The 16784-nt window shown below is 67.2% G+C and carries 15 protein-coding genes; 7 read left to right on the plus strand and 8 right to left on the minus strand.

All coding sequences use genetic code 11. The features are described from left to right. Positions 1-5: 5 nt before the first annotated feature. From FB600_RS19990 to FB600_RS20015, 6 genes are all read right to left on the minus strand, one after another. On the minus strand, positions 6-1037 hold the full coding sequence (locus FB600_RS19990) for a ketoacyl-ACP synthase III (protein WP_098154658.1): 1032 nt from the start codon (positions 1035-1037) through the stop codon (positions 6-8). After that, entirely contained in the window at positions 1034-2182 is a 1149-nt protein-coding gene (locus FB600_RS19995; protein ID WP_145757245.1) for a DegT/DnrJ/EryC1/StrS family aminotransferase, read from the minus strand. The genes FB600_RS19990 and FB600_RS19995 overlap by 4 nt, the downstream gene beginning before the upstream one ends. Then, entirely contained in the window at positions 2179-4632 is a 2454-nt protein-coding gene (locus tag FB600_RS20000; RefSeq protein ID WP_145757244.1) for a tetratricopeptide repeat protein, read from the minus strand. Before FB600_RS20000 ends, FB600_RS19995 begins: the two co-directional genes overlap by 4 nt. A 232-nt stretch (positions 4633-4864) precedes the next feature. After that, positions 4865-5170: a flagellar protein FliT gene (fliT, locus tag FB600_RS20005; RefSeq protein ID WP_017920004.1), complete on the minus strand. Its 306-nt coding sequence runs from the start codon at positions 5168-5170 to the stop codon at positions 4865-4867. 25 nt (positions 5171-5195) lie between these two features. After that, positions 5196-6749 (minus strand): flagellar filament capping protein FliD, encoded by a 1554-nt coding sequence (gene fliD / locus FB600_RS20010; protein WP_145757243.1) that lies wholly within the window; start codon positions 6747-6749, stop codon positions 5196-5198. Positions 6750-6966: 217 nt separating this feature from the next. Then, entirely contained in the window at positions 6967-8121 is a 1155-nt protein-coding gene (locus FB600_RS20015) for a flagellin (protein WP_098154657.1), read from the minus strand. 594 nt (positions 8122-8715) lie between these two features. Between FB600_RS20015 and rpsU the strand changes: the two genes are divergently transcribed. Beyond that, positions 8716-8928, plus strand: a complete 213-nt coding sequence (gene rpsU / locus FB600_RS20020) for a 30S ribosomal protein S21 (RefSeq protein WP_006401410.1) — start codon at positions 8716-8718, stop codon at positions 8926-8928. A gap of 113 nt (positions 8929-9041) precedes the next feature. On the opposite strand, the gene FB600_RS20025 is transcribed toward rpsU, so the two are convergent. Further along, positions 9042-9734: a DNA-3-methyladenine glycosylase I gene (locus FB600_RS20025; protein WP_096749908.1), complete on the minus strand. Its 693-nt coding sequence runs from the start codon at positions 9732-9734 to the stop codon at positions 9042-9044. Positions 9735-9877: 143 nt separating this feature from the next. Between FB600_RS20025 and FB600_RS20030 the strand changes: the two genes are divergently transcribed. From FB600_RS20030 to FB600_RS20040, 3 genes are all read left to right on the plus strand, one after another. Further along, positions 9878-10762, plus strand: coding sequence for a BadF/BadG/BcrA/BcrD ATPase family protein (locus FB600_RS20030; protein ID WP_096749907.1), 885 nt, complete (start codon positions 9878-9880; stop codon positions 10760-10762). Between the two features lie 139 nt (positions 10763-10901). Continuing rightward, entirely contained in the window at positions 10902-11723 is an 822-nt protein-coding gene (locus FB600_RS20035) for a Cof-type HAD-IIB family hydrolase (protein WP_096749906.1), read from the plus strand. A 625-nt stretch (positions 11724-12348) separates the two neighbouring features. Then, entirely contained in the window at positions 12349-12645 is a 297-nt protein-coding gene (locus FB600_RS20040) for an H-NS histone family protein (RefSeq protein WP_013696269.1), read from the plus strand. A 126-nt stretch (positions 12646-12771) separates the two neighbouring features. On the opposite strand, the gene FB600_RS20045 is transcribed toward FB600_RS20040, so the two are convergent. Next, on the minus strand, positions 12772-13836 hold the full coding sequence (locus FB600_RS20045; protein WP_036036612.1) for a glycosyltransferase family 4 protein: 1065 nt from the start codon (positions 13834-13836) through the stop codon (positions 12772-12774). Positions 13837-14415: 579 nt separating this feature from the next. Here FB600_RS20045 and flhD point away from each other — a divergent pair. From flhD to motA, 3 genes are all read left to right on the plus strand, one after another. Beyond that, on the plus strand, positions 14416-14736 hold the full coding sequence (flhD, locus tag FB600_RS37770) for a flagellar transcriptional regulator FlhD (RefSeq protein WP_025099997.1): 321 nt from the start codon (positions 14416-14418) through the stop codon (positions 14734-14736). A gap of 100 nt (positions 14737-14836) precedes the next feature. After that, positions 14837-15418 carry a flagellar transcriptional regulator FlhC gene (flhC, locus tag FB600_RS20055; RefSeq protein ID WP_013696272.1) on the plus strand — a complete coding sequence of 194 codons (582 nt, stop codon included), beginning with the start codon at positions 14837-14839 and terminating at the stop codon, positions 15416-15418. Positions 15419-15913: 495 nt separating this feature from the next. After that, a complete protein-coding gene (gene motA / locus FB600_RS20060) occupies positions 15914-16774 on the plus strand; it encodes a flagellar motor stator protein MotA (protein ID WP_013696273.1) in 861 nt (286 codons plus the stop codon). Positions 16775-16784 lie beyond the last annotated feature (10 nt).

Here is a 16784-nt window from a genome sequence, read left to right on the forward strand (position 1 = left end):
TCCTGCTAACAGTTCAACAGACAGCCGGCCCACGAGTAGCCGACGCCGAATCCGAGCAGCATCGCGCGCGTGCCCGGCGCGAGACGACCTTCGCCGCGCAACTGCTCGAGCGCGAGCGGCAGCGTCGACGACACCGTGTTGCCGGTGTGCTCGACGAGGATCGGGAAGCGATCCTCGGGGATCTTCATTTTCTTGCGCAGCGCCTCGAGCATGAAGCGGTTCGCCTGGTGCAGCACGAAGCAGTCGATGTCCTCGCGCGCGAGGCCGGCGCGCTCCAGCAGCCGCTCGGCCGCGCGCGGCACCTCGGCCAGCGAGAAGGCCATCACCTCGGCGCCGTTCATGTAGAGATGCTCGTCGGTGCGCACGTTGCCGGAGGCGTCCTCGTGCTCGCGCGCGCTGCCGGCGCTGCGCGGCTCGCGGAACAGGCCCGCGCGCACCATCAGGTTCGGCGCGCCGCGCCCGTCGGTGCCGAACACGAACGGGCCGATCGGCTCGATGCCGTCGCCGGCGGCCCGTGAGTCGATGCCGATCGCGGTGGCGGTGGCGCCGTCGCCGAACAGCGTGCGCACGCTCTTGTCGAGCGGATGCAGGTATTTCGAATAGGTGTCGGCGGTCAGCAGCAGCACGCAGCGCGCGGCGCCCGTCTCGACCAGGCCCTTGGCGAGCGACAGGCCGTACACGTAGCCCGAGCAGCCGAGGTTGACGTCGAAGGCGCCGGCATGGGTGCCGATGCCGAGCCGGTGCTGCAGCAGGCAGGCCGAGGCCGGCAGGATGTAGTCGGGCGCCTGGGTGCAGAGGATCACGAAGTCGACCTGCGCCGCGCTCACGCGGCCTTGCGCGAACAGCCGCCGGGCCGCATGGAAGGCGAGGTCCGAGGCGGTCTCGCCGTCGGCCGCGATGCGGCGCTCGCGGATCCCCGTCTTGGCGAGGATCTTCTCGGCCGGCCATTCCGGATAGAGCGCGGCCAGCTCGTCGTTGGCCAGCACCGTGTCGGGCAGATGGCTGGCGATGTCGAGCAGCGCGGCGCGCGTGGTCATCGACCGGCTCCGGCGATCAGGTCCACCACGCGATCGACGTTGTGGTCGGACAGCGCCGGGTAGATCGGCAGGCACAGCACGCGCCGGGAGATGTCGCGCGCCACCGGCAGCTGGTCCGGATGCGCCGAGGGCAGCCCGCGGTAGTTGGGGAAGTCCGAGATCAGCGGGTAGAAGTAGCGGCGCCCGTGGATCTCGTGATCGCGCAGCAACTGGTAGAGGCCGTCGCGCGAGAGCGCGTAGTCGTCGTCGACCAGGATCGGGAAGTACGAGTGATTGACGAGCGTCGCGTCGATCGGCGGCAGGCAGCGGATGCCGCGCACCCCGGCCAGTTGCGCCCGGTAGCGCGCGTCGATCTGCGCGCGACGGGCGAGCGCCGCGTTGAGGTGCTTGAGCTGCAGCAGGCCGAAGGCCGCGTTGATCTCGCTCATCTTGCCGTTGATGCCGGCCGCGACCACCGTCACCTCGTCGACGAAACCGAAGTTCTTCAGGTGGTCGATGTGCTGCTTGGTCTTCACGTCGGGGCAGACGATCGCGCCGCCCTCGAAGGTGTTGAACACCTTGGTGGCGTGGAAGCTCAGCACCGACAGGTCGCCGTGACCGAGCACGCTGCCGGCGTCGGTGTGTACCCCGAACGCGTGCGCGGCGTCGTAGATCACCTTCAGGTTGTAGTTGTCGGCGATGCGGCGGATCGCTTCCACGTCGCAGGGCCGGCCGTAGCAGTGCACCGGCATGATGGCGGTGGTCTGCGGCGTGATGGCGGCCTCGATCCTGGCCGGGTCGATGTTCAGCGTATGCGGGTCGATGTCGACGAACACCGGCTTGATGCCGTTCCAGAGCAGCGAGTGCGCGGTGGCGACGAAGGAATAGGGGGTGGTGATCACCTCGCCCGAGATCCGCAGCGCCTGCAGGGCCGTGACCAGCGCCAGCGTGCCGTTGGTGAACAGCGCCAGATGCTCGACGCCCAGGTACTCGCAGAGCGCCTTCTCGAGCTGCTGGTGGAACGGGCCGCCGTTGGTCAGCACCTTGCTGTCCCAGATCTGCTCGAGATAAGGCAGGAATTCGGCGAGCGGCGCGAGATGCGGCTGCGTCACATAGATACGCTCGTCGGCGACGGGGTCAACGGCGCGCAGCGGCAGGGCATTCATCGTGCTTCTCCGGTGAGGGCGGCGGCCTCGGCATCGCGCGGCACGGACTCGGTGGCAGCGGTGGCGAGCGAGCCGCGGTCGGGCGCGGTGAACGGAATCGGTGCCTCGCCGGCGCACCAGCGCCGCCAGGCGATCCGGAAGCTGTCCGAGACGGCCTGCGCGACGCGCTCGGGCTGGAAGCCCGCCGACTGGCGGCAGCGCTCGCGCATGCCGCCGCGCAGCGCGGCCAGGCCCTTCAGGTCGCCGGCCAGCGCGATGGCGCGGGCCACGAAATCGTCGACGTCGTCGGCGACGAACTGCTCGAGCCCGACCGAGGACATCCAGACCGCGCCGGCGCGGCTGGCCAGCGTGTCGCCGCGGATCGTCAGGGTCGGCACGCCCATCCACAGCGCGTTGAGCGCGGTGGTCGAGCCCGTGTAGGGGAAGGTGTCGAGGCAGAAGTCGACGTGGTGGTGCTGCTGCAGGTAGACCGCGGCCGGCGCGCGCGGCTGCAGGTCGAGGCGGTCGTGGCTGATGCCTTCGGCGCTGAACCAGCCGAGCAGCATGTCGACGCCGCCGTCGCGCGGGATCGAGCCGATCCGCATCCGCGAGCCCGGCACGGCGTGCAGGATGCGCGCCCAGACCGCGATCACGTCGTGGCGCAGCTTGTTCAGGCGGTTGAAGCTGCCGAAGGTCACGTAGCCGTTGTGCAGCGCCGGCAGCAGGTTGACCGGCGGCGCGTTCTCGGCGGGCTTGAAGGTGCCGCCGGCCGGCAGGTGGACGGTCTTCTCGCTGTACTGGCGCTCCATCTTGCCGAACGGCACGCCGAAGCGGTCCGCGAAGTGATAGTCGATCGCGTCCAGCCCGGTGGTGCCCGGGTAGCCGAGCCAGGTGACCTGCACCGGCGCCGGCTTGCGCGCGAGCGCGGGCAGCCGGTTGCGGCCGGTGTGGTTCGACAGGTCCATCATGATGTCGATCCGGTCGTCGCGGATCCGCTGCACCAGCCGGTCGTCGCTCAGGCCGGCCACCGTGGTCCAGCTGCGCACGCAGGCGCGCATGCGCTCGCTGACGGCATCCTCGACGGTGTGGTTGTGATAGACGTGCAGCGACAGCGTCGGATCGTCCTTCAGCGCCTCGAGAATCGGCATCAGGTAGGACGACACCGCGTGATTGAACAGGTCGCCCGAGATCAGGCCGATCCGCAACTGGCGTTCCGGGTCGCGCTGGTTCGCGTGGCGCGGCCAGCGCGCGCGCACCGGAGCCTCGTGGATCTCGGCGAAGCGCCGGTGCTCGGCGTACAGCCGCTCGGCGTCGAGCCCCGGGTTGTGGGTCATGCAGAACAGCAGGTTGCTGTGCATCGCGGCGTCGCGCGGGGCGATCTCGTGGGCGCGGCGGAACGAGGCCTCGGCCTCGGCGGTCGCGCCCAGTTCGCTGAGCGCCACCGCCAGCGAGCCGTGCACGTGCAGCGAGTTCGGCGCCAGCTCGACCGAGCGTCGGCCTGCCTCGATCGCTTCCTGGATGCGGCCCTGGGCGAGCAGGCTCATACCGAGTACGCGGTGCGTTTCGGCGAAGTCCGGATCGATCTGGAGCAGGCGGCGCGATTCGCGCTCGGAATCGGCGAGGCGGTTGGCCAGCCGCAGCACGTCGGCGTGGAGCGTGCCGATCACCACGTCGGCGGGATCGAGTTCGGTGGCCTTGGCGAGCGGCTCGGCCGAGGCCAGGTATTCGCCGTGCTGATGCAGTGCGTTGCCCAGCGATTTCCAGCACCAGGCGTGGTCGGGGTAGCGCTGCGCGAGCTGTCGTCCCAGCTTGATCGCATCCTCGAAGCGGCCCTTGTTGTAGAGCGCGGTGAAGCGGTTCACATCCTGCGGGGTGGGTTTGCGCGCGACCGGCGCCTGCACGGCGCGGGCGGCCTGCGCGGCGGCCTGGATCGTGCCCTGGCCCGCCTGCGGCGTGGCGGTGGAGATCGAGAAGGTCACGGTGCGCGTCTCGGCGGGGCTGGCCGAGGCGGCGGCCGCCACCGGCTGCCCGGCCGCCGCGGTGCTGACTATGGCCGCCTTGCCCTCGGCCGACAGCGACAGGCGATTGACCAGCCCGTCCACGGCCGGGCCATGGACGCCGAATTTCTGGCACATGCCGAGCATGGTCCAGGCCGCCGCGATGCGGCCCGCCTCGATCTGCGCGTCGATGTAGCTGACCCAGTACTGCCCGTTGTGCGGCGAGAGGCCGAGCACCACCTCGAAATCGGGCAGGGCCGCGGCCGGTTCGCCCGTTTGCACCTTGAGCACCGCCAGGTTGTAGCGCGCATCCGCGTGCTGCGGGTGGGCCGACAGGATCAGCTCGTAGAGCGTCCGGGCCTCGGCGAATTCGCCGCGGTGATGGCTGGCGAGCGCGCTGTCGAGCACCAGCGCGATATCCGCATCGAACTGTTGATCAGGCATCTGGCTGGCGGACGGCGTCGATTCGGACATGGCAAACCCGGGAGGGAACAAGCGATGATCGAAATTATCCGGCCGCCGGGCGTGGCTCGAAGCGTGGAACTGACCGGTAAACCGGCGTCAATTTCATCGATTTGCCGGCGTCCGCCCCAAAAAAACAGCCCGCGCGAGGCGGGCCTTGAGGTGAACGAGCACGCGCTCGTGCGCGTGAATTGTGATTATTCGGGTCTGACCGCATCGCCGCCGGTTCGCCGGCGGCCGCCGCTCAGTAGCGCAGCGCGGCCTGGCTGTTGTACTGCCTGGCCGAATCGAGCCGGCCCATGGCGGCGCGGTATTCGTGCTGCAACTCGTCGCGCGCGAGCGACGAGGCGGCCATGGTGGCGGCGTCGATGGCCTGGATCTCGCGGATCATCAGCATCGCCTCGGGCGACTGCTGCGCCTGGATCGAGGTGAGATAGGGCTCGCGCGCGGCCACCAGCCGCCCGGCGCCCTCCCAGTCGGCCAGTTGCACCGCCCGGTCGATCTCGTGCGTCATCGCGAGAACCTGCCTGACGAGGGTGGTTTGATCCATGTCGCTTCTCCGTATCCCAGGCCGCTTACTTGTTGGTGGCCAGCGCGCCCGCGCTGTTGGTGCCGCCGAACAGCTGGGTCAGGTAGTTCTGGTTGGTCGTCATCTGCGCCAGCAGCGTGTTCAGCTGGGTGAACTGGGTGTTGTACTGCGTGGTCAGCTGCGCGGCATAGGCGTTCAGCGCGGTCTGCTGGGTGTTGAGGCTGGTCAGGTCGTTCTGCACCGAGCTCACGCTGGTGGTCAGGATTCCCTTGGGCGCCGTGATGTTGGTGATCGCCTTGCTGAGCTGCTCGCCGATGCCGTTGGTGCCGTTGAACAGCGTGGCCGCGGCATTGGTGCTCTGCAGCGCGGTGGTCAGCGCGCCCTGGTCGATCACCAGGGTGCCGGCCGGCTGCGTCGAGTTGCTGCCGTCGGCGATGGTGATGCCCAGCGACTTCAGCGTGGCGCTTGCGCCGTTGCTGGTGACTCCGCCGCCGAGGATCGCCGAGAGCTGGTTCTGGATCGAATTGAGCGTCGAGTCGCCGAACAACGGGCCGCTTTGCGACGGGTTGCTGCTGTTGAAGGTGCCGACCGCCGAGTAGGTCGTGACCAGCGTGTTATAGGCCTTCACGAAGGCGGTGATGGTGGAGGCCTGGGTGGTCGTGTCGGGGGCGATCGTCAGCGTCTGGGCGGCCGGCGGGTTGCTGACCGCGGCCTGCGTGAGGTTCAGCGTGACGCCGGCGATCGCGCTGGTGACGGTATTGGTCGAGCTCGAGCCGCTCACCGTGCCGATCTTGAATTGCGCGTCCTGCGCGGCGGTGGACTGGCTCCAGCTGGAGTTGGACGGGATCGTCGAGCCGCCGCCGCTGGTGCTCGGCGTCGAGGTGACGCTGAGTTGCGACAGGCCGTTGTCGGTGCTGGCATTGGCCGTCACGTTGATGGTGTTGGCCGCGCCGCTGGCCTTCGAACTGAGCACCAGGTGCGCGCCGTCGCTGCCGTTCACGATGGTGGCGGACACGCCGGGATTGTTCGGATCGTTATTGATCGCGTCGCGGATGCCGGCCAGCGTGTTGTTCGACGAACTGATGCTGATCGTCGAGCTCTTGCTGCCGACCTGCAGCGTCAGGCTGCCGGTGCCGAGCTGGGTGGTGGCGCCGAAGGCGGGCGAGGACAGCGATTGCGACTGGGCGATCTGCGAGACCGTGACCTGGTAGGTGCCGGCCTGCGCGCCGACGCCGGCGCTCGCGGTCAGGCCGTTGCCGGTGGCGGTCGCGGTGTAGGTTTGCGCGAGCGAGCCGTCGGCCAGCGAGGCCAGCGAGGTCTGCAGCGTCGACAGGGCGCTCTGCAGGCTGGCATAGGCCTGGTTCTTCAGGGTGTCGTTGGCGATCGAGGTGGACAGCAGGACGGCCTGCGCGGCGGTCTTGGAGCTGACCAGCGCCGATACCAGCGTATTGACGTCGAGCCCGGTGTTGCCGGTCGAGCCGCTGATGATCGACTGGGCGGCTTGCTGCAGCGCCGGATTGCTGCTCAGCGCGTTGTTGCTGCTCTGCGACGTGGTGGTCGTCGCGTTCGAGCTGCTGTTGGTCGAGGGAATCGTGGACATCGCGTGGCTCCGTGGGCGCCGTCGATGGCGCAGGCGAATCTGATGCGTTGCGGATCGTGGCGGATGCTACGGCAAACCGCGGCAAAACGGTACGGCGAAAAACATAGCCCCGTAAAAGCAAAAAGCGCGCGACGGCCACGAGGAAGGTTGCGCCGTCGCACGAACGGACCGCCCATGAAGGCGCGGCCCGGGTTTTCAAAGCAGTACCGCGACAGCCTTACTGCAGGAGCTTCAGAACCTGCTGCGGCAGCGAGTTCGCTTGCGCGAGCACCGAGATGCCGGCTTGCTGCAGCACTTGCGCACGGCTCAGGTTCGCGGTTTCCTGCGCGAAGTCCGCGCTCTGGATCTGCGACTGGGCCGACGACAGGTTGGTCGAGTTGGCCTGCTGCGTTTGCGCGACGGCCTGCAGACGGTTCTGCGTCGCGCCCAGCGTGGCTTGCAGGTTGTTGATGGTGGACAGCGCGTTGGCGACCGAGAAGATCGTCTGGTTGGCGCCCGTGGCGCTGCTGATCGACAGGTTCGAGACGGTCGGCGGTGCGTTCACGGCGTTGATCTGCGTGACCATCTGGGTTGCCGCGCTGGCCTGTGCCGCCGTCATGCCGCTCGTCGCGCCGGTGGCCAGCGTCAGGTTCGTGACGGCCGTGCCCGTGCCCGCTGCCGTGCCGGTCGTGAAGATCGCGCCGACTGCCGTCGTGCTCAGTGCCTGGCCGTTCTGGTCGGTGAAGGTGAAGCCGCCCTTGCCGTCCGACAGCACGTTGACCGAGGTGATGGCCGGTTGCGCGGCCGTCGTGGCGGCGCCGTTGGCGTCGAGCGACAGGCCCTGGATCGTGCCGACCGTCTGGCCCGACTGCACCAGGCCGCCGCCGATCTTGGCCGCCGACAGGCTCTGGCTCAGGTCGAGCGTGACCGTCTGGCCGACGTTCGCGCCAACCTGGAAGGTGACGATGCCGGCCGAACCGTCGAGCAGGTTCTTGCCGTTGAAGTTCGTTTGCGAAGCGATACGGTTCACTTCAGCGATCTGGTCCGCCACTTCCTGCTGCGCTGCGACCTGGTCGCTTTGCGACAGCGTGCCGTTGGCGGCTTCCGTCGCCAGCGTGCTGATACGCTGCAGGCTGGTGGTCAGGGCCGACAGCTGGCTCGATGCCGTCTGGATCAGCGAGACCGCGCTGTTGGTGTTCTGCACGCCCTGGTTCAGGCCGTTGATCTGCGTCTGCATGCGGGTGGCGATCGCCAGGCCTGCCGCGTCGTCGGCCGCGCTGTTGATCTTGGAGCCCGAGGACAGGCGGGTGATGGCTTGCGACAGAGCGCTTTGCGAGCCGTTCAGGTTCTGCTGAGCGACCAGCGAGTTGATGTTGGTATTGATTCCGAGCATGGAAATTCTCCTAAGTGAGCCGAGAGCCTTTAAACAAGCCAACGTGGGCATCGGCGGTGCACTCGTTCATTGCTGGCCGCCTCAGAGCAGGATTTCGGCGGGCCGAAAAAAAACTTGAGGGGGAGTTTTCGATGTGGATCGATTTTTCATTGATTTTCGACCCCATCTCGACGGTTTCCAGTGGTAGCGATGAAAGCCGTCTCGGGCGCGGGATTGCGGGCGCGGGCAGCGAGGGGCGGATGTAAGGTGGGGGCGCCCTGGCGGGCATCGCGGCGCCCTGGCGTGGTTATCCTGATACGGCGCCACCCCGGCAAAGTCGTAAACACCTAGCCGAACGGATGTTTACCTGCTAGCATGGCGGGCTGAATTGAGATTTCTGTCAAGCCTCTGCCGTTTTCGGCATGTCCAAGCTGGCAGTCAAACGCGGCGCCGGTTGCAGGTTGCCGAGCGTTTCGCGGTGCATTCCGCCTCTCTTTTCCGGCCTCCGAGGCCACAAAACCCGCTCGTTTCGCCAGTTCGTGGGAACGCCCGGAAGGCCGGTGCGTGGCGCTTGGCCGCTACGTTTTTGACCGTATCAAGCAATTTAGGAACGACATGACGACGATTCTTCTGAAGGAAAACGAGCCGTTCGAAGTAGCGATCCGCCGCTTCCGCCGCGCGATCGAAAAGAACGGCCTGATCGCTGAGCTGCGTGAGCGCCAGTCGTACGAGAAGCCGACTGCCGTGCGCAAGCGCAAGAAGGCCGCGGCCGTGAAGCGCCTGCACAAGCGCCTGCGCAGCCAGATGCTGCCGAAGAAGCTCCACTAAGCTTCCCAGGTCCGTATCCGGACGGCGGTGCCCCTTTCGCGAGGGGCGCCGCCGTTTTGCTTTGGGGCGCCGAATACAAGATGGCGGTGGCGCCGGGCTGCGGCGCCCCAAGCTCAGGCCGCTGATTTTTTCGACGCGGCGTGCCGGGTTGCAGCGGGTTTCGCCTTGTCGGCATGTTTTGCCGCGGCCGGCCTGGCGGCCGCCCGCTTCGCGGCGCCCGCCGGCTTGCCGAGCGCGGCGCCGAGCTTCGCGCACTCATCCCGGCAAGGGCAGCCGAATTCGTGGTCGTTGACCATGCCGATCGCCTGCATCAGCGCGTAGCAGATGGTCGAGCCGACGAACTTGCAGCCATGGCGCTTGAGCGCCTTGCTCAGCGCGTCGGATGTCTCGGTCGAGGCCGGCGCGTCGCGATACGAATCCCAGCCGTTCAGCCGCGGCTTGCCGTCGACGAAGGACCACAGGAAGGCCGCCAGCGAGCCATGCTCGGCGCGAATCCGCTGCACCGCGAGGGCATTGGTGACGACCGACTCGATCTTGCCGCGATGGCGCACGATGCCCGGGTCCAGCAGCAGCTTCTCGAGCCGCGCGGGCGTGAAGCGCGCCACTTCGTCGACCTCGAAGTTGGCGAAGGCGGCGCGATAACCCTCGCGCTTGTTGAGGATCGTCGACCAGGACAGCCCGGCCTGCGCACCTTCCAGGATCAGCATCTCGAACAGGTAGCGCTCGTCGTGCGAGGGCCGGCCCCATTCGGTGTCGTGATAATGCGCATCGGCGTCCGTGCGGACCCAGTTGCAGCGTTCGCCCATCGATCGATTCTCCTCGTTCAGCCTGCCGGTCGGCCTGTTCGCCGGCCGCCGTCAGCATAGCCGAAGCGATACGCGGCGCGACGATGCGGTTAAGCTCCCGGTTCATGATCATTCCCGTCGCACCTTCCGGAGAGAATTTCCCGATGACTGAGCCCACCTACCTGATCGGCATCGACGGCGGCGGCACCGGCACGCGCGCGGTGCTGGCCGATGCGCGGGGGCGCGAGCTCGGGCGCGGCACCGGCGGCCCCTCGGGCCTGGCGCTCGGCATCGACGGCGCCTGGCGCTCGATCGGCGAGGCCTGCGCCGAGGCCTTCGCGCAGGCCGGGCTGGGCCTCGACTGGCGCGGCTGCGTGCTGGGTTGCGGGCTGGCCGGCAGCAACCACGCCGGCTGGCTGCGCGCCTTCGTCGAGGCCGCGCCGGTGGCGGCGCTGGCGATCGAGAGCGATGCCTACACCACGGTGCTGGGCGCGCACGGCGGCGAGGCCGGCGTGATCGTCGCGCTTGGCACCGGCAGTATCGCGGCCGCGCTCGACGCCGGCGGCACCTGCCGGATCGCGGGTGGCTACGGCTTTCCGTCCGGCGACGAGGCGAGCGGCGCCTGGTTCGGGCTGCGCGCGCTCGCGCATGCGCAGCAGGCGCTGGACGGCCGGGCGCCGCGCGACGCCTTCGCCGAAGCCTTGCTGGCGCTGACCGGCGCGGCCGATCGCGACAGCCTGGTGGTGTGGTCCTGCGCGGCGAACCAGACCGCTTATGCCAGGCTCGCGCCGATGGTGTTCGCGCATCGCGCCCACCCGGTGGCGCAGCGCCTGCTGGCCGAGGCGGGCGAGGCGATCGGGCGCATGATCGAGGCGCTCGATCCGGCCGGGGCCCTGCCGGTCGCCCTTTGTGGCGGGCTGGCCGCGCCCCTCGAGGCGGCCGTGCCGGCCGCGCATCGTGGGCGGCTGCGCACGCCGCTGGCCGATTCGGCCCAGGGCGCGCTGCGGCTCGCCCAGCGCGAGGCCGCGCGGCGGGCGACGCAAGCCTGAACGGTGCCGGCCGCGGCCGGCAGCCGTCGTGCGAGGCGCGAGGGATCGGCGCCGCCGGCTTGCGTTTTCATTGCGGCCGCGCGGCGCGCCGGCCATCGCGGCGATAAAATGCGGGCTTTCCGCGCCCCGCCTGCCCGCCATGTACCATGCCATCTGCACCGATCTCGACGGCACCCTGCTCAATCGCGACCACCAGCTCGACCCCTACACGATCGACACCGTGCGTCGGCTGGCGGCCGACGGCATTCCCATCATCATCGCGACCGGCCGGCATCACGCCGACGTGGCCGGGATCCGCGACGTGCTCGGCATCCGCCCCTACCTGATCACCTCGAACGGTGCGCGCGTGCATGCGCCCGACGACATGCCGCTGTACGCCAGCGACATCGCGCCGGCGGTGGTGCGCGAGCTGGTGCGGCCCGAGCTGGTGGGCGAGCACGGCAGGGTGATCGTCAACCTGTTCACCGATACCGGCTGGCTGATCGACCGCGAGGCGCCGCACCTGCTCGAATTCCACCAGGACTCGGGCTTCGTCTACCGCGTGGCCGACCTGCCGGCCTATGCGGCCGAGGATGTCGCCAAGGTGCTCTACATCGGCGAGCCGGCGGACCTGGCGGTGCTGGCCGAGCGGCTCGCGAGCCGTTTCGGCGATGCGCTCTACGTGACCTACTCGCTGCCGGATTGCCTGGAGGTGATGACCGCGGGTGTCTCGAAGGGACGCGCGCTGCGGGTGGTGCTGGAGCGGCTCGGTCTCGATCGCGCGCATTGCGTCGCGTTCGGCGACAACATGAACGATATCGACCTGCTGGAAACGGCCGGCCATCCATTCATGATGGATAACGCCAATCCCGACCTGGTGCTGCGCCTGCCGGACGTGCCGCGCATCGGCAGTAATGCCGATTCGGGCGTGGCACGCCATTTGCGCGAACTGTTCGCGCTCGATATCGACCCGGTTCGCTGAGAAGCGCCGCTTCGAGACACGCGGCCGCGCCGCGATGGCGGCCCTTGCCGCCGCCAATCGGCCTTGTCCCGCTGTCGGCTATTTCGTGCCGAATTTCGATAAGGCGCAGCCGGTCATTCACTGCCGCGACGCAATTCGAATTGATCCATGAAAAACGGGCGCCGAAGCGCCCGTTGAAATACTCGCCCCCTTTGTTGTTTCGGATTTGGCAGCGTCGGGGTCGCTGCTTCCTCGCTCCCCGTGGCAATCTTCCCGTAAGGCGCCAGCCGGGCCTCGGCGTGGTTTCGCCGACGCTTTCCATCAATTCCGGCGTGCCGATTTTTCGTTACCATTCCGACCAAAAAGGGCGGGAATTTTGTCAGCCGGCCATCTCGTAATTGACGCGACGCGCATTGCTATGGATTATAGGAAATCCAATCCGTGTCGAAGGGTCAACGATTGTTAAATTGCCGCGAGATGTCGCGCGAATTTCATTAGAATTAACCTGCACTGAAATATAATGCATCCGCGATAAATTTTTTCATACGAATTGGGCTCGGCCCGATCCCGGTACAGTGCTGATTGCGGAACGGAACGATAGTGTCTAGGCTCCAATTGCCAGGCGAATCGTGAATAGGGAGTGAAAATGTCTCAATACGCAAAACTGAAAGCGCAGATTGCCGACTTGCAGGCTCAAGCGGACGACGTCCGCCGGCAGGAAGTGGAGGCCGTCATCGCCGACGTGCAGCGCAAGATCGCCGAATACGGGTTGACCGCGCAGGATCTCGGCTTTGCCGAGCGCGCCAAGCGCGGGCGTCCGCCGAAGAAGGCGCCGCTGCCGCCCAAATACCGGGACCCGAAGTCGGGCGCCACCTGGAGTGGCCGCGGCAAGCCGCCGAATTGGATCGTCGGTAAAAACCGCGAGCGTTTTCTGGTCGAGTAAGTCGCCGGTCGCGCCGGCACTGTCGGTCGGCCTGTTTCGGCCGCCGCAATAAAGAAAGCCGCATCGGGGATGCGGCTTTCTTTTTTTCGAGATATTTGAAATCCGGGCAAGGCGCCCGGATTTCGATCAGCTGGCGGCGAGTCGCGTCAAATGCGGCTGTTTAGCGGCGGCGCCCAGGGTTTCGTAGATTTCGACATAGTGACGCGCCATGGTGCGAGCACTGAATCGCGTTTCGAAACGTTCGCGAATCGCCGTGCGCGACAGGCTGTCGATTTTCTGCAACGCGCCCACCGCGCTGTGTTCGTCCTCGACGATAAAGCCGGTCAGGCCGTCCTCGATCACCTCGGGCACCGAACCGCGATTGAAGGCGATCACCGGCGTGCCGCAGGCCATCGACTCGATCATCACCAGGCCGAACGGCTCCGGCCAGTCGATCGGGAACAGCAGCGCCTTGGCGCCCGACAGGAAGGCCGGCTTCTGCTGCTCGTTGATCTCGCCGATGAACTCGACGTTCGCCTGCGACAGCAGCGGCTCGATCTCGTTCTTGAAGTAGTCCTGGTCGACCTTGTCGACCTTGGCCGCGATCTTCAGCGGCAGGCCGCTCTTCGCGGCGATGCGGATCGCTGTATCCACGCGCTTTTCCGGGCAGATGCGGCCCAGGAAGGCGAGGTACTCGGGTTCGCGGTCCGTTTGCGGCGTGAGCAGCGTGTCGGGCAGGCCGTGGTAGACGGTGCCCGCCCAGCCGGCCTGCGGCAGCGGCACGCGCTGCGAGTTCGAGATCGACACCACCGGCGCGCTCGGGAAGGCGTTGAACACCGGCTGCAGCTCGGGCAGGTCGAGCCGGCCGTGCAGGGTGGTCACGTAGGGCACGTCCAGGCGCGAGAGCAGCGGGAAGGGCAGGTAGTCGAGGTGCAGGTGCAGCACGTCGAATTCATGGGCGCGGCGCGCCACCTGCTCGAGCAGGCGCATGTGCGGCGCCATCGAGTCGCGGATCGAGGGATCCAGGCGCAGCGCGCGCGGCCAGGAGGCCTCGAGCTTGGCCGAGGTGACGGAATCGCCGCTCGCGAACAGCGTGACGTCGTGGCCGAGTTCCACCAGGGCCTCGGTCAGGTAGGACACGACGCGCTCGGTGCCGCCGTAGAGTTTGGGCGGGACGGCTTCGTAGAGCGGGGCGATTTGTGCGATGCGCATGGGGCGGTTCTCCTGTGCGTATGGTGGCCGGGCCTGCCTGCCGTGCTCGCCCGGATCGGGTGCGGCCGGCAGCAGACGATGGGGCGGCGCTGACGAAAATGTTGTGACCGCCGGCCGACCGTTCGACTCTATTATCGGGATCGTCCGACGAGGTTCGAGTGATTTTTCAAACACTTAAGCCTTGTTACAGGCTGAAATAGAGGGGCCGGATGGCCTGCGCGGGTGGCTGGAAGGCAGTAGGAAAGGGCTTCCTACATGCATGCCTGACAATTGTGACAGCCGTAGAAAAAACGCGATAATCGCCTGGGAAATTTTTCCGAAGCCCATCATTTCTTTTTTTGAGATCAAGGGTTTACGAGAAATCGACGGCTTCCGTAATTCGCCGCGGCTGTCGGAAAAATTCCTACACGGTTTACAGACAAATCCTGCCTGTCGCATTCCCCTTTGCTGATACCCGCCACAATACCGTTTGGCCACAATGAACGTAAGAATATAAACGCCGGTTGCCGACCCTGTCGGGCGAGCGAACACGGCAAACGTTTTCAAAAGCAGATGGCCAAGATTTCTTACGGGGGAATCATGAGCGCGACCAGTGAAATGCTCGCCGAGATCAAGGAAGTGAACCTGTCGTACCTATTGCTCGCCCAGCGTCTGCTGCGTGAGGACAAGGCCATGGGCATGTTCCGGATGGGAATCTCGGAAGAACTCGCGGAAGTGCTCGCGAACCTGACACTCGCCCAGACGGTCAAGCTGGCGGCATCGAACCAGATGCTCTGCCGCTTCCGTTTCGACGATCATGCGTTGCTGTCCTCGCTTGCCGACAAAGGCCGAAGCACGGCCGTCGCGCAGGCACATTCGGCCATCCTGATGGCCGGCCAGCCCGTCGAAAGCCTCCGCTAATTTCCCTATATTCATCCGCCGTCCGTCAGCCCGGCGCGCCTTCGCGCGTCCGGCGCGCGCGCGGATGGCTTCTCATTCCCGGAAATCCCGGAGGCTGGCTATGGCGACGAAGAGCGTGGTGCTCGAGGTCAAGGAAATCACCCTGGCGATCGAACTGATCGAACTCGGGGCGCGTCTGCAACTGCTGGAGGCGGAGACAAACCTGTCCCGCGACCGGCTGATCAAGCTCTACAAGGAACTCAAGGGCGTCTCGCCGCCCAAGGGCATGCTGCCGTTCTCGACCGATTGGTTCATGACCTGGCAGCCGAACATCCATTCGTCGCTGTTCTACAACATCTACCGTTTCATGCAGGCCCACGGCGGCTGCGACTCGATCCAGTCGATCGTCAAGAGCTACCGGCTCTACCTCGAGCACGTCGGGCTGTCCGACGACGAGGCGGTGCTGAGCCTGACGCGCGCCTGGACCCTGGTTCGCTTCTTCGATTCCGGGATGCTGCAGATGACACCCTGCACGCGCTGCGGCGGCCACTTCGTCGCGCATGCGCACGATCCGCAGCAGGGTTTCGTCTGCGGGCTGTGCCAGCCGCCCTCGCGCGCCGGCAAGACCCGCAAGGCCGCCGCCAAGGCCGAGGCGATGCCGCTCGCGCCGGCCGTGCCGCCGGTGGCGTTCGCCGCGGTCTGAGGCGTTTCGGGCGCGGCTGCGGCGGCTTCGACGCCGGCCGCGGTTGCCGTGGCGGTCCGTATCGTGGTTCCGGATGCGGCGCGAACCCGGCGGGCAGCCCGCGCTGCCTGCCGCGCCCGGCGCCGGCAGGGTGCCGGCTCACCGTTCGGCCGGCTGCCGGATGCGCGAGCGGAGCGGCAAGTCGCCGCATCGTCGCCGGCCCGGTTGCCTGTCTTGCGCTGCGGTGCCCACTTCATGCCGCTATCCGTTTCCTGAACTGCTGCGCCGGCCCGAGCCCAAGCTGCCCGGCCCGCCCGGCGCCCCGCATGGCCGCGAAGCCGGCTCGCAACCCGGCCCCGGCCCGCGACAAGGCCGCCCGCGGCCCGGCGCGCCGCCGCCGCCGGGCCCCGGCCGATATCGGGTTAGCCCCGGTCCGGGGCGGTGAAAGTTTTCGGCCCGTCTGCCGTAAACCACTTAACGGCGGCCTTCCCGCCGGCCATTCGTGAGGGACAGGCTGTGCTGATTTTCGTGGGAACTCTCGTGACGTTGTTGTCCGTGTTCGGCGGCTACGCGCTCGCGGGCGGCCACCTGGGCGCGCTGATCCAACCGCTCGAAGTCCTGATGATCGTCGGCGCGGGCGTCGGCGCCTTCATCCTCGGCAACGGCATCAAGATGATCAAGGCCACGCTGCGCCTGCTGCCGACCCTGTTCAAGAGCTCGAAATACACCAAGGCGCTGTACATGGAGCTGATGGCCCTGCTCTACGTGCTGCTGGCCAAGGCGCGCAAGGAAGGCACGCTCACCCTCGAGGCCGACATCGACGACCCCGAGAAGAGCCCGATCTTCACCCAGTACCCGAAGATCCTGGCCGACAAGCACATGGTCGAGTTCCTGACCGACTACCTGCGCCTGATGGTGGGCGGCAACATGAACGCCTTCGAGATCGAAAGCCTGATGGACGAGGAGATCGAGACCCACCACGTCGAGGTGGAGGGCCCGGCCCATGCGCTCACGCGCGTGGGCGACGCGATGCCCGCCTTCGGCATCGTGGCGGCGGTGATGGGCGTGGTGCACACCATGGCCTCGGCCGACAAGCCGCCTGCGGTGCTGGGCGCGATGATCGCGCAGGCGCTGGTCGGCACCTTCCTCGGCATCCTGCTCTCCTACGGCCTGATCGGGCCGCTGGCCAGCCTTGCCGAACAGCGCGCGGCCGAGTCGACCAAGCTGCTCCAGTGCATCAAGGTGACCATCCTGGCGAGCCTGAACGGCTACGCGCCGGCGATCGCGGTCGAATTCGGCCGCAAGGTGCTCTTCTCGACCGAACGCCCGTCGTTCGCCGAGCTCGAGGAGCACGTGCGCCGGGTGAAGGCGAAATAAACGGGGGCGG

It is taken from the genome of Burkholderia sp. SJZ089, from assembly GCF_007828315.1.
GTDB classification, from domain to species: Bacteria; Pseudomonadota; Gammaproteobacteria; order Burkholderiales; family Burkholderiaceae; genus Burkholderia; species Burkholderia gladioli.

Coding starts and splice junctions, on each gene's coding strand:
- FB600_RS19990 (WP_098154658.1), bottom strand. CDS start 1,037: ATGACCACGCGCGCCGCGCTGCTCGACATCGCCAGCCATCTGCCCGAC.
- FB600_RS19995 (WP_145757245.1), bottom strand. CDS start 2,182: ATGAATGCCCTGCCGCTGCGCGCCGTTGACCCCGTCGCCGACGAGCGT.
- FB600_RS20000 (WP_145757244.1), bottom strand. CDS start 4,632: ATGTCCGAATCGACGCCGTCCGCCAGCCAGATGCCTGATCAACAGTTC.
- fliT (WP_017920004.1), bottom strand. CDS start 5,170: ATGGATCAAACCACCCTCGTCAGGCAGGTTCTCGCGATGACGCACGAG.
- fliD (WP_145757243.1), bottom strand. CDS start 6,749: ATGTCCACGATTCCCTCGACCAACAGCAGCTCGAACGCGACGACCACC.
- FB600_RS20015 (WP_098154657.1), bottom strand. CDS start 8,121: ATGCTCGGAATCAATACCAACATCAACTCGCTGGTCGCTCAGCAGAAC.
- rpsU (WP_006401410.1), top strand. CDS start 8,716: ATGACGACGATTCTTCTGAAGGAAAACGAGCCGTTCGAAGTAGCGATC.
- FB600_RS20025 (WP_096749908.1), bottom strand. CDS start 9,734: ATGGGCGAACGCTGCAACTGGGTCCGCACGGACGCCGATGCGCATTAT.
- FB600_RS20030 (WP_096749907.1), top strand. CDS start 9,878: ATGACTGAGCCCACCTACCTGATCGGCATCGACGGCGGCGGCACCGGC.
- FB600_RS20035 (WP_096749906.1), top strand. CDS start 10,902: ATGTACCATGCCATCTGCACCGATCTCGACGGCACCCTGCTCAATCGC.
- FB600_RS20040 (WP_013696269.1), top strand. CDS start 12,349: ATGTCTCAATACGCAAAACTGAAAGCGCAGATTGCCGACTTGCAGGCT.
- FB600_RS20045 (WP_036036612.1), bottom strand. CDS start 13,836: ATGCGCATCGCACAAATCGCCCCGCTCTACGAAGCCGTCCCGCCCAAA.
- flhD (WP_025099997.1), top strand. CDS start 14,416: ATGAGCGCGACCAGTGAAATGCTCGCCGAGATCAAGGAAGTGAACCTG.
- flhC (WP_013696272.1), top strand. CDS start 14,837: ATGGCGACGAAGAGCGTGGTGCTCGAGGTCAAGGAAATCACCCTGGCG.